General features: G+C 58.6%; 10 protein-coding genes and 2 pseudogenes. 6 read left to right on the top strand and 6 right to left on the bottom strand.

Annotation, left to right across the window (positions count from 1 at the left end; translation table 11 throughout):
* Positions 1–332: pseudogene (locus BG842_RS28425) on the bottom strand (DDE-type integrase/transposase/recombinase); the annotation flags it as partial.
* An 86-nt stretch (positions 333–418) separates the two neighbouring features.
* On the opposite strand from BG842_RS28425, the pseudogene BG842_RS24975 reads away from it, so the two are divergent.
* Positions 419–1632, top strand: a pseudogene (locus BG842_RS24975) (RNA-guided endonuclease InsQ/TnpB family protein).
* Positions 1633–1797: 165 nt separating this feature from the next.
* Here the strand turns inward: BG842_RS24975 and BG842_RS24970 are convergent.
* On the bottom strand, positions 1798–4053 hold the full coding sequence (locus BG842_RS24970) for a bacterio-opsin activator domain-containing protein (protein ID WP_254663468.1): 2256 nt from the start codon (positions 4051–4053) through the stop codon (positions 1798–1800).
* 47 nt (positions 4054–4100) lie between these two features.
* Positions 4101–5111 carry a PAS domain-containing protein gene (locus BG842_RS32295; RefSeq protein ID WP_254663467.1) on the bottom strand — a complete coding sequence of 337 codons (1011 nt, stop codon included), beginning with the start codon at positions 5109–5111 and terminating at the stop codon, positions 4101–4103.
* A gap of 241 nt (positions 5112–5352) precedes the next feature.
* On the opposite strand from BG842_RS32295, the gene BG842_RS24965 reads away from it, so the two are divergent.
* From BG842_RS24965 to BG842_RS24955, 3 genes are all read left to right on the top strand, one after another.
* On the top strand, positions 5353–5778 hold the full coding sequence (locus BG842_RS24965; protein ID WP_254663466.1) for a hypothetical protein: 426 nt from the start codon (positions 5353–5355) through the stop codon (positions 5776–5778).
* Positions 5775–5975, top strand: coding sequence for a hypothetical protein (locus BG842_RS32290; RefSeq protein WP_069452905.1), 201 nt, complete (start codon positions 5775–5777; stop codon positions 5973–5975). The genes BG842_RS24965 and BG842_RS32290 overlap by 4 nt, the downstream gene beginning before the upstream one ends.
* A 126-nt stretch (positions 5976–6101) precedes the next feature.
* Positions 6102–6812 carry a helix-turn-helix domain-containing protein gene (locus tag BG842_RS24955; RefSeq protein WP_069452904.1) on the top strand — a complete coding sequence of 237 codons (711 nt, stop codon included), beginning with the start codon at positions 6102–6104 and terminating at the stop codon, positions 6810–6812.
* Between the two features lie 117 nt (positions 6813–6929).
* On the opposite strand, the gene BG842_RS24950 is transcribed toward BG842_RS24955, so the two are convergent.
* Complete coding sequence (locus tag BG842_RS24950; RefSeq protein ID WP_069452903.1) at positions 6930–7703, bottom strand: SDR family oxidoreductase; 774 nt, start codon at positions 7701–7703, stop codon at positions 6930–6932.
* A gap of 447 nt (positions 7704–8150) precedes the next feature.
* Positions 8151–8381, bottom strand: coding sequence for a ribbon-helix-helix domain-containing protein (locus BG842_RS24945; RefSeq protein WP_007981005.1), 231 nt, complete (start codon positions 8379–8381; stop codon positions 8151–8153).
* A gap of 177 nt (positions 8382–8558) precedes the next feature.
* Here BG842_RS24945 and BG842_RS24940 point away from each other — a divergent pair, with 177 nt between their 5' ends.
* Entirely contained in the window at positions 8559–9269 is a 711-nt protein-coding gene (locus BG842_RS24940) for a phosphoglycerol geranylgeranyltransferase (RefSeq protein WP_069452902.1), read from the top strand.
* Between the two features lie 136 nt (positions 9270–9405).
* Positions 9406–11562, top strand: coding sequence for a GH32 C-terminal domain-containing protein (locus BG842_RS24935; RefSeq protein WP_069452901.1), 2157 nt, complete (start codon positions 9406–9408; stop codon positions 11560–11562).
* A 1-nt stretch (position 11563) separates the two neighbouring features.
* Here BG842_RS24935 and BG842_RS24930 read toward each other — a convergent pair.
* Positions 11564–12799 (bottom strand): glycoside hydrolase family 68 protein (locus BG842_RS24930; protein ID WP_069452900.1); only part of this gene is annotated, 1236 nt, incomplete at its 5' end.

The raw sequence follows: 12799 nt of genomic DNA, 5'->3' as shown, positions 1-12799 counted from the left end.
AGCAGCTGCTTTGTTTCGGTGTCTATTGCAGCGTACACCCAAGACCACTCGCCGTTAATTTTGACAGCGGTTTCGTCCACTGCGACCCGCGTCGGCGCTGCCGACGGCGGGTCGGAGAAGATGTAAGATATCCGATGAATCCATTGAAAGATCGCTTGGTGCGACCGTTTTACGCCTAAGAGCGCAAGAATTGCTTTTGTTTCTCTGAGTGAACAACCGGTCGCGTGGAGACGGACGGCGAACGCCCTAACGGGCGTCGCCGTCCGCTCACGCTCCCAACATTCAAGATTCGCGGTCTCTAACGTCTCGCTGAGCAGTTCTTGGTTGAGCAAAGCACTAAATCAACGAACTGCTCGCTTCTCAAACTGGCTTAACTAGACAGTGCCAACTGGACGAGCAGATCGAAGAGCACTCGTAATTGAACTACAACTACAGATATCGACTGAACCCACCCGCCGACATTGAAGAGCGGTTAGCGTGGACGGTCGATACCTGTAGACAGGTCTACAACCACTTTCTCCACCGTTTGAACCGAAACAACGGTACGTCGGCATACTCCGAGCAGAAACTTCTGCCGAGTCTCAAGAAGTGATGGTCCGACCTAAAAGACGTTCACTCGAAAGTGCTTCAAAAGGTCGTTCAGCGGTTGTACGATAACCTCTCAACGCTCCGTGGTCGCAGAGACAACGGCTACCGTGTTGGGACGCTCCACTGGAAGGCACCCGACGAATATCGCAGTTTCACCTACAGTCAATCTGGCTTCAAGCTCAAGAACACGAGTGGTCAGACCCGACTGTGGCTCTCGAAACTCGGTGACATTCCAATCACCTTTCACCGTGATCTGCCCGACGACGCGGACATCAAGACTGTCTCGATTAAGCAGGAACCCACTGGGAAGTGGTACGCTATCCTCGGTGTCGAGACACCTGATGAAGCTCCCGAGAAACCGGAGAACCCCGAGAAGTGCTTGGCATCGACGTGGGTATCTTGAAGTACGCTCACGACACCGATGGGACGGCGGTCGAATCGCTCGACCTTTCCGAGGAACGTAACCGGTTAGAACGCGAGCAACGGAAGCTCTCGCGGAAGGAACACGGTTCGAACAACTGGGAGAATCAGCGAACGGTCGTCGCTCGCCGTCACGCCGATTTGAAACAGAAACGCCGTGACTTCTTGCATAAGTTGTCGAACTACTACGCGAACGAGTACGACCTCGTGGCGGTCGAAGACTTGAATGTCCCCGGAATGATGCAGTTCATTTCAAATTCACGCAACCGAGCATCCGCCGCATGGGGTACGTTTCTCCGGCTGCTCGACTACAAGTGTGACCGAGAAGGAACGCACTACGTTGCTGTAGACCCACAAAACACGACGAAGGAATGCGCGTCCTGCGGTGTGAAGACTGACAAACCACCGTGGGTGCGTGAACACTCATGTCCGTCGTGCGGATTTGAAGCGGATAGAGACGCGAATGCGGCATGGAATATCCTTGCTCGCGGTATCACAAAGCGGTTAGGAGCGGGACGCTCCGACTCAACGCCTGTGGAGACTGCGCTCCCTACGGACACCGTTGTGTCTGCAAAGCGCGTCATCGAAGCAGGAAGCCCCGTCCGCAACGCGCTTCGCGCGTAGGGCGGGTAGTTCACAGCAGGTGAATCCCGGGGCACGGTAATCGACGATTCCACACCTCGGCCACCGACTTATAAGACGAGCACACGAGTCGTATCGCCATCCTTCGTATCAACCAGTACAGTTCGGAGGTCCGATTTCACGCCGCTGTCGGTACAATACCGGCTCTCACAAAGTCGTTATCGAACCCTCCATGACGGCGTCGAACACCTTCCGCTCTGCTGTTCGAAGGTGCTGGTGGAAGGTTGGTGACGAGATTCCGAGTGACTCAGCAATATCTTCCCCAGTCGTTGGACGAGGCCATTCGAAGAATCCGGAGTTGTAAGCCGCGTTGAGCGATGTTCGTTGTTGGTCGGTGAGGTCCTCTTCGAGGAACTGGTCTAATTGAGCTATCGGATTACCAGTACGCGTGACCTGCCGCTGAGCGAGCAATTCGATACCCGGATATTCGGCTTGAACGGTCTCGATTATCTCCCGTACTTCGACGCTCGGTGCGAGGTGAATCCGCATGTGGTAGTCACCATCCTCAATCAGGGCTGTGTCAACGGAGCCTCCTTGCGCGGCTACCGTTGAGAGTACGGGTGGTTCGGACAGTCGGAGCTCGAAGCGCGAAACGTCCTCCCCTTCGTCGATTACGGTCATCGAATTCCAGTGGGGGAGCTGAGTAATCAACGCATCGAGCGCATCGCGAGCGCCGGTCGTTACGGTGCCGTATACGAGGTGCATTCCATCGCTGGCCGGAACGGATTGGTCGAGGGTGATTCGACCATCGGTTGTTTCGTCGATTCCGAAGGTCTCGAAGACGTTAGAGAGTTGGAACTCGAGTTCGACGACTTCGTTACTCATCAGTGCCTGCTTGCGCTCGACGGCGGCGATTGCTTGCCCCGTGATTTCGCCGAGTTGCCCGATTATTTCACGTTTCTTACCCGTGAATGCGTCGGGTCGGCCGGAGTAGAGGTTAAGTATACCGTACAGCGTCTCCTCGTGGACGATCGGAACTGCCGCGGAGGAGCGAAATCCATACTTCTGTCCGAAATCCCGCCAAGGTTCGTAACTGGAGTCGGTGGAGATGTCCTGCGTGGTCTGTATCTCTCGTTCGAGGATGGCTCTGCCTGTGGGTCCGTTGCTCCGTTCGTCGTTCGGGTCGACGGAAATCGTAATGTCGTCGAGATATCCTTCGACGCCCGTTTCTGTCCGAACACTCACTGTCTGGGTATCGTTATCGACTTCGCCAATCCAGGCGGCTCGGTAGTTGTCCGTGTCCGTGAGTCGGTCACAGACGATCGTTTCTATCTCCTTGCGGGTAGATTGCTCGATAACTGCTTCGGTAATGTCGTGGAACACGTCATTGAGATGGTTCAGTGCAGAGAGGTGCTCGCGCTGGAGCTCCAATCTCCGTTCACGTTCGATCCGTTCGGTAATATCCTGTGACATTGCCATTCCTGCGAATACGTCCCCCTGCTCGTCGTAGATCGGAAAGGCTTGGATGCGGCGGATTCGACCGTCGAAGTCGACTTCGACATCGCTCGTCTCACCGTCGAAGACAGCACTGTACCTTGGTTCAATATCTCTGCGGAGTTCTGCGGGGAGGCTTTTAGATACCCTTTCTCCTTCGAGATCATCAGCAGAGATGTCGAGCCCTTCAAAAACTTCACCACCTACTGTCAGGTATCGCAAATCCTCGTCGAATAGTACGACCGCCCCATTCGGGAAATTGTCTACGAGTGTCTGATATCGACGCTTCAGCTTCTCGAGTTGCTGTTCATGTTTCACGCGGTCAGTAACGTCACGGATGACTCCGACACGACCCATCTCCCCATCTTCGAGTTCGAATCGGCTGAACCGGCTTTCGACTGTGAGCGTCGAACCACTTGCCGTATGTATCTCTTCTTCGAATTTTGCGACACTGGAATCACTCGACTCTAGTTCAGCCAGTTTTGCCGCCTCGATGTCGAAGAAGTCATCGCCAAAAATGGCTTGCGCATGGACACCAATGAGTTCGTCACGCTCATAGCCTGTCATCGAGGTAAGACCGTTGCTTACCATCGAGAACCGGTAGTCACTATCGAGAACGTAGATCCCGTCGTCAACCGCTTCGACGATGCGCTCATATTGTTTGACCTCTGTCTGTCGATCCTTGCGACCTGTTATGTCCTGGAAATAGACCGAAACACCCGTCTCTGCGGGATAGATGTGGGCTTCGAACCAGGTTTCCAGTGGCTCATAGAATATCTCCTGGGACGTTGGTTCCCGATTCTCGAAGACGTCCGTGATTGCCGCCTTGACTGTCGAGCTCCGTTCAAACGCGTCCCAGATGTGCTCGCCGACGAGTTCGCTGGGACATTGCTCTAGAAGATTCCCCGCACGATTATTGACATATGTGAACCGGTGGTCCTCATCGAGCGCGATAAACCCGTCGTCCATTCGCTCGTACACGTCCTCGAGTTCTTTTTCTTGGAGTTCCTGCTCGGTTATCTTCTGCCCGTGATATCTGTGATGACTCCTTCGAGTATCGAGGAGCCGGATGTGTCGGTGACGCTGCGACCGCGCTCCCAGACCCACCGGATTTCGTCATGCGCGGTCAGAATGCGATATTGGGTGGTGAATTGTCCGTTTCGATCGAGCCCAGATTGGACAGTTTCCCATATCTGAGTGCGGTCGTCAGGGTGGACAATATCGTCGCTCCAGCTGATTGTTCCGGATTCGATAGCGTCGGCGTCGTACCCGGTCAGGTCGGTGCAAGCGCCACTGACGAACTCCATCGGCCATTCGGGTTCGTTTCGACATCGATAGACCATCCCTGGTAAATTGCTGACGAGGCTTGAATACCGCTGCTTGCTCTCTTCAAGCGACTGCTCGGTCTGCTTCTGATTGGTGACATCGTAGTAGAGTTCGATTCGACCGCCGGCGTATGCACCGGCCTCGATTGGTTTACTGCGATGTTCGAGCCACCGCTCCTTGCGTCCGTCGCCGGGCTCCACGTGGCATTCGAACTGTTCCGTGTACGTGTTGTCATCGTACGTCGCAAGGACCGTTTCCGCAAACAAGTTTGACTCCGTGATAGTTGAGGCGATATATTCGTTTACGAGCGTACGCTTGTCCTTCCCGACAACTCGTTCATAGTCGAGTCCGAAGTATCGTTTGGTAGCGTCGTTGACCCATGCTACCTGAAAGTCCTCGTCAAGAACGAACACTCCGACATCAGCGTCGTCGAGTACATCGTCGACGAGCGACTCGGCGGCCGGCCAGTCTGGAGTATCCTGGTCAGCGTTAGTTGGCGGTCGCCACCAGACTCGTGCGCTGGCCCCGACTTTCTTCGTTTCGAGTTTCTCGTGTTCGACGAGGCGCTTCAGTCGGGTGTAGGTGCTTCGTTGTCCGAGGTCGAGCTGGTCTGCGATTTCGCTCGTCGTCCGAGGTGTCGCGTTTCCATCGAAGAGTGCGAGGGTTTCTCGAAGCGCATCTGTCAACGACGGTGGTTCCATTATTCCCATTAGTAGCGACTCACGGTTATCAACCCTCTGCTGGAAGAGTCACCAGTGCTATGCGTACTCAGGTTCGCTGAAAACCATTCTATTTCGGAACCCGTAAATGACTCTCTTTATTTCACGAATTATTAATCAATCTCAAGAAATCACCCTAACAGATTAGAGTGAACTCTTACCTAGCGACGGTACCTCCGGGAGTAATACACCAGCAGTTATCGGTCGAAACGGTGTGAGAACCATGAGCAAATCCGTAAACGAACGAAACATGAACAAGACTTCAAACGAACGAACGGAGGAAAGCGAAAACGCAGCCGCTATACAGGAGGCACCGCTGGACACCTCCTTCGAAATATTGGCGAATACGTATCGCCGACAACTGCTATTTTCCCTCCTCGAACACGATCACTTGGATGGCGACCAACCCCACGTTCCCGCAGACGTGAGCAATACCGACGAGCGAGAACGCCAATTTTCACTCCGAATGAGACACGTCCATCTCCCGATGCTCAGCGCTGCGGATGTCATCGAGTGGAACTGGGATGAGAACACAGTTTGGCGGGGGCCACGCTTCGAAGATATCCGTCCGCTGGTACAGATGGTTCAAGAACAAGCAGATGAACGCTCGATGAATTCATCAGGAAATGATGGAACGAACTCACCATGACAAAAACAGACCAGAGAACAGGTGACAATCTCGAACCGTGTGAGAATTGTGCGGTGCAGACGCCTCACGAAGTCTCGATCGAGATTCGCACTGAAAGCGACAAACCGAACAATGCGAAGTTCTCTCGCGAACCGTACCGGGTCATTCGCTGTCTGATGTGTGGCACAACGACGGCGACGCGGATGAACAACGCCTGAACGTATGTGGTCTATTCGCATCATTTCCCACAGATGGCTTCTGCCCGGAGTACGATGGAGTGTGAAATCGAACACGCGGGCGCCTCGCACGGATAGCGAGCCGAGCCCACCCACCATCCACGACACATGACCGGTTCAATCGTTGACGTAACTATCCCGAGCGAGCAGTTCGCGCTTGCACATACCCTTGCGGAACTCGAGACGGTGACGGTTGACGCTGAACGGCTCGCCGCCACCGATGACGAGTTTCTGCTGTCCTTTCTCCGGTTTGACTCGCCTGAACGCGCAACGCTCGAAGCGGCGTTTGCTGAGGACGACAGCGTCGTCGACTTTCGGCTGATCGCCGAGTTCGAATCCGATTGTCTGTATCAGTTCGAATGGGACGACCACATCGAGCATCTGGTTCGTCTTCTCGTAGAACAAGGAGGGACGGTGCTCCGTGCGACGGGCCACGACGACCACTGGAATATTCGTCTGCTGTTTACTGATCGGATGATGGCTACCCGCACCAACGACTGCTGTCTGGAACACGGCATCGATTTTGATGTCACTTCTATTCACGACCTTACCGACCAAAGTAGCAGTCGGGTGGGACTGACGGACCGTCAGCAAACGACGCTTCGGCTCGCTGCCGAGCACGGCTACTACTCGGTGCCACGCGAGGTGACAGCAGACGGCCTCGCCGAAGAAATCGGAATCTCCCACCAAGCGCTCTCCGAACGCCTCCGGCGCGCGCATGGAAATTTAGTGCATCACGTCCTTCGCGGTGGAAAAGGAGGGTCAGACGCGGCAGAATCAGCACCGGCGGAATCCAAGCTGGAGACGAGCGAGAACTAACAACGGCCTGTGTGACCTCCGACCGCCCAAACCCACGAGCGGAAGTGAACTCCGAGGAATCCTGTCCTCGGGGAGCGGGAAACCTGTCCTCGCCAAACGAACCCCGACACGAAAACCTCACCCGGTGTTCGTAAGCCCTCCGTCCAGAACGAGCGACTCCCCATTGACGTAATCCGCGAGGTCGGATGCCAGGTAGAGTGCGCCATTGGCGACGTCCGTCGGCGTGCCGAACCGACGCGAGGGAATCATATGCTCGTACATCTCCCCTTCTTCGGTTCCGACGATGGCAACGTCGTCGGTGGTCATCGTCGTCTCGATGACGCCGGGATGAATCGCGTTGACGCGGACGCCCTCCGGTCCGAGTTTGTCAGCGAGTGCGTACGTCATCAGTCGAACGGCCCCCTTCGAAGTACAGTAGGTGACGTACTCTCCGGTTCCCTCCAATCCGGCGACACTGGAGAGGTTGATGATACTGCCGCCACTGTTTGCAATCATCCGTTTGGCGGCGGCTTGCGCTCCGAAGAACACCCCCTTGACGTTGATGTCCATCAGCTGGTCGTACTCTTGTTCGGACACGTCGAGGAAGTCCTCTCCTCGGAAAATCCCCGCGTTGTTGACCATGATGTCGACTCCACCGTACCGTTCCGCCGCTTCGACACTCGCCTCCAGGTCATCAGGCTTGGACACGTCACAGTCGACGTACATCGCCTCGGAATCCGTTTCCTCGGAAATCAGTTCGTGCGTCGGCGTCCCGCCTTCGCGAGCGTCTTCACGAACGTCAGCGACGACGATATCGGCTCCCTCCTCGGCGAACGTTTTCGCAATCGTACGGCCGATACCACTCGACCCGCCGGTTACCACCGCTACCTTGTCGGACAGTAGTTCATCCATGATACCACCCCTCGCTAGACGGCAGCGAACAGAATATCAATTATTCAATAGTTCTGCCGTCGTCACGTCGTAATTATTGTCTGTACCATCGTGCCGCAAGCTGCTTCCTTTCATGTACCGAAATCGGCCGTTCGTCGGCACTTTGGACGGGGGAGTGGCGTGAGACCCGCTTTTTGTCCGACGGAAGAACGACGAGACCCGAAAATCCGCTAACCCGACGCTCGCGGATGGAGTTTGTGTAGCTCTGCTCATACTTTCTCACCAGCTCATCTGCTCATACTTTCTCACCAGCTCATCTGCTCATACTTGCTCCTCTGCTTCTCTGCTCATACTGCTCACGGAACGCGCACACTCGACACTCCGCCCTCTACGTCCGTGGCCGCTGTACTGGTTTCGAAGAGAATGTTCGGTCAGCGCGGCATCCGCTAGCCGGTTTTACCCTGAAAACTAGAGCGGTTCGTCTTGATAGCTAGCGGGGTCCTGCTGGTCGTCGACGGCTTGCGTGAACAGGTCTTCGGACAGTTCGTCTTCCGTTTCGTGGCTCACCCCATGGGCCGACACTCCCAGCGAGAGGAGTTCTTCTATCGCCTGTTCTCGATTCAGGAAGTCACCTTGGTCGACAAGGCGGTCGATGTCGCTGTCGATACGGTCGGGCAGCGTCACCTCAAACGTGACCATACAAGCAATCACAACCGCGGACAAATTAATTCTCGGGTCGAATTCAACTCTCGTACGTTTCTCTAATTCCCCTTTCGTGAGAACGAAACGGTTCGGCGGGTTACGGCTACCTTCGATTCCGGAGAGTGCTCCTCGAATCCTCGAAAACGGTTTGCGTGTGTTCGTACTACGTGTGCTATGGCGACTCCGTGGGAACGTTGGCATCACGTGACCAAGGTCGACCCCGACAAATCACTCCGTGACGGGGATACCTACGCCGCCATCGCCGATACGGGGACCGATGCCATCGTCGTCGGCGGCACTACGAACGTCACCGAATCGAACGTCCGGTCGATTCTCGACGCGCTCTCGTCCGCCGACGTTCCGGTATTCGTAGAACCGACCTATCTGCCGACCGTGCCCCCGAACGACGCCTTTTCCGGCTATCTGATACCCATCGTCCTGAACGCGGGCGACACGACGTGGATAACGGGAGCGCACCACGAGTGGATTCGGTCGTCCGCGTGTATCGATTGGGAGCGCACGCACACCGAGGCGTACATCGTCCTAAATCCCGAGTCCGCGGTTGCGACGTATACCCGAGCGAATTGTGACCTCAATATCGCCGACATCGCCGCCTACGCCCGCCTCGCCGAGCACGTCCTCAACCAGGATATCGTCTATCTCGAATTTTCCGGGACGCTCGGCGACCCGACCGCCGTCGCTGCGGCGCGAGATGCGCTCACGGCCGCGAGTCTCTTCTACGGTGGCGGCATCCACGACTACGACTCGGCGTACGAGATGGCACGCGTGGCTGATTCCGTCGTCGTCGGTGATTTACTGCATGACGCTGGTCTCGATGCGGTCAAGACCACGGTTCGCGGTGTCCGTGATGCAAACCGAACGTAACGACGGAGCGACGAGCGTCCGTGCTCGCTCGTGTTCAGACGCCGAGGCGGAGTAACTGGCCCTGACTCACGATATCCGGCACGCGGCATTGAAAAAGCCGTGTCCATTATATAACGTGCCCCGATATGTATTGTCAATGGTACCGTCGTCTCCGACCATCGGGTTCCTGCACTCCGACGATCTCTCCTTCGAACAGCGGACGGCATTCGACTGGGCCATCACCGAGTTGGGGACCGTCGAACGCGTTTCGTTCACCGATTTGCGTGCAGGCGGCGATTTTAACGCCTACGACGTTCTTTGGTGGCACCGTGACACTCCCCTAGATCCGTCAGCTATCGCCGAGTTCGCCGACGTGTTCGCCGACTATTTCGAGCGCGGTGGCACCCTCCTGGTAACCCTCCACGCGCTGACCGCGGTCGAACCGCTCGACATCGATTCGGTCGCCCCAGATGCCGTCGGCACCGAACCGGTCGAAACGGCCGCTGGGCCGCTCTGGAAATCCCAGTATGCCGACCATCCCGCCGTCGCGGCCTTCGACGACATCCGCTTCCATACCCGTGGCGACGGCGGTACGCAGCCGTATGCGCGGTACGTCGACGTCCTCCCGGAACGCGCGGACGTGCTCGCTGGCACGTATCGGGGAGACGTCGACCATCCAAACGAGGTGTCCGTCGTCCAGTGGAAACCCGGCGACGGCACCGTCCTCGGCGTCGGCGCGAACGTCGAGTTCAACGCATCCGGCGCGGATGGCGGCCGCGAGACGTTCCTCGCGGGCTGTCTGCGCTTCCTCGGTTCGGGTGCCGAGGACGGACTCGTCGGCCGTCCGAAGACCGCCGCCGACCTCGCCGCGATGCGCACCGCCTTCCGCGGCGACCACGACCGCCCGCGCTATCACTTCGCACCGCCCGCGAACTGGTTGAACGACCCGAACGGCCTCGTCGAGTGGAACGGCACGTATCACGCCTTCTACCAGTACAATCCGGGGGGTCCCTACCACAACACCATCCACTGGGGGCACGCGACGAGCGAGGACCTCCTCCACTGGGAAGACCACCCGGTCGCGCTCACGCCCGACCTCGACGGCCCGGACCGCGACGGCTGTTGGTCGGGCTGTACGGTCGACGACGACGGCACCGCTCGAATCCTCTACACGGGCGGCCGCGGGAATCGCCAGCTCCCGTGTCTCGCAACTGCCACTGACGATAGCCTCGACGTCTGGACGAAAGAACCCGCCAACCCCGTCGTGACGGACACACCAATCGAACTCGACATCCTCTCGACCGACCACTGGGAGGCGGAGTTCCGCGACCACTGCGTCTGGCGCGAAAACGGCTCGTGGTATCAGCTCATCGGCTCCAGCATCGAGGGCGTCGGCGGGACGGTGCTCCGCTATCGGTCGGACGACCTTCGGGATTGGACCTATCTCGGGCCACTGCTCACGGGCAATTGGGAGGGCGCTGGCCACATGTGGGAGTGTCCCGAACTCCTCGACCTCGGCGAGAAGTCCCTCCTCCACGTCTCGAACTACGAGAGCGTGCTGTACTTCCTCGGGGACGTCCGCGATGGGCGCTTCGAGCGCGAGGAGTTCGGCCACCTCGATTACGGCGACTTTTACGCGCCACAGACGCTCCACGACGCGTCGGGGCGTCCGCTCACGTTCGGGTGGCTGAAAGAAGCGCGCAGCGAACGCGCGCAGTGGGACGCCGGATGGTCGGGCGCGTTCTCGCTCCCCCGCGTCCTCAGCGTCGAGGACGGCGAACTCCGCCAGCGTCCCGCGGCCGAGGTCACGTCACTTCGGGGCGGACATCACGGGTTCGAGTCGTTCGGGCTCTCCGACGGCCAGCGCGAAGTCCTCCCGACCCGCGGACGGTCGCTCGAACTCTCGCTCTCCCTCGACCTCGGGACCGCCGACGAGGTGGGCGTCGTCCTCCGCGAGACCGTGGACGGCGAGGAACGGACGCCGCTCCACGTTCGTCGGGACGAACTTATCCTCGAACGGTCGACGTCGAGCCTCCACCCGGAAACGGCGGACGACCCGATACGGATGCCGCTCGACGGCGACGACCGAGTCGACCTTCAGGTGTTCGTCGACGGGTCCATCGTCGAAGTGTTCGCAAACGAGCGGCGCTGTCTCACGGGGCGAATCTACCCGACCCGCGCGGACGCCGACGGCGTTTCGCTCTACGCCGCGGGCGGGGACGCCCGTATCGTCTCCCTCGACGCGTGGGAACTCGACGTTTCCGCCACCCCGTCCGTGGACGTCGGTTCGACGGCCGAGGTGGGCGACGACTGATTCAGTAGTCGCCGCTATCGCTGTCTTCGTCTCCGTCGTCCGTCGCCCGGTAGCGAACGCGGTCGGGTGCGGCCAGCGACTCGCGTTCGAGCGGAATCCGTCCGTAGCCGAGTTCGCCCCAGATGCGGGTTCGATTACCCGCGACCTGCAGGCGGAGCGTCGGCGCGTACGTCCCGCCGAAGCGACGGAATTGCTCCGCCTCCGGGAGGAAGGCGACGTCATCGAGCGAGAGTCCGTTGAGGTCGAAGTAGTTGAAAAAGGATGTGACGAGGATTTCGTCGCCGTGCCCGAACGCCAGCCACGAGTACGCCTGAAACGGGGCGTTCTCGGGATTTGCGACGACCAGACCCGTCTCGTTTAGCGGTTCGTAGGGACCGAAGAGGGAGTCCGCGACGAAGCCGTAGAGGGCGTCGAACCCGCTACAACCGGGCGCGAACGTGTGCTGGTGGCTCGGCGTGAAGAGGTAGTAGCGCCCGTTTCGGACGACGACGTGCGGCCGTTCGAGTTCCTGATTGACGCGCTCGGCGTCGAGGAGCGGGTCGAGGACCGCCCAGTCCGTCGGGTCGTCCGTCTCCGAGTACGCGATGCCGATACAGCCGTTGTACGTCCGCTCGGGGTCGGGGTCGTCGATGGGCGTGTTCCCCTCGAAGAGGAGGTACGTCTCCTCCGTTTCGGGGTCCTCGAAGAACCACGGGTCGCGGAACGTGTATATCGGCCCGTCCTGTCGCATCGACTGCTCTTGCGTCTGGTAGCGCTCGCCGTCCGGTTCCAAGAGCACCGAGTGGTCCCACGGGCCGTCGATACGAAGGCCGTCTCCGTCCGTCGAGACGGTACCGCCCGCGCCGACGCATATCCGCTGTTCATAGGTGAGTTCTGGTTCGTCACGGTGGCCCGCGGCGGTGTAGTAGGCGTACACGGTGCCGTCGTCGAGGAGGGCTGACCCCGCCCACTGGCGGGAACCGAACGCCTCGCCCTCGGGGAAGACCGGCCCGCCGTAGGTCCACTCCCGCCCGTCCGTCGAGTAGAAGTACCGGATACGCGCTTCGTCGTGGCGTTTTCCGGGGAGAAGGGACGAGGACGCGGAGAGCGAGAACGCGATTCGATAGCCGTCCACCTCGGCGATGGACCCGTCGCGTTCGCGGAGAAACCAGGTGTCCCAGAGGTGATACTCGTCGCTGATCCGCCGCTCGGGGGGATAGATTATCGGTGCGGTGGTGTCGGGAGTCCGGCGGAGTCG

Origin of the sequence: Haladaptatus sp. W1 (genome assembly GCF_001723155.1) — an archaeon.
Taxonomy (GTDB): domain Archaea; phylum Halobacteriota; class Halobacteria; order Halobacteriales; family Haladaptataceae; genus Haladaptatus; species Haladaptatus paucihalophilus.
Note: the sequence above shows the minus strand (reverse complement) of the source record. Positions and strands in the feature narration are given on the sequence as shown.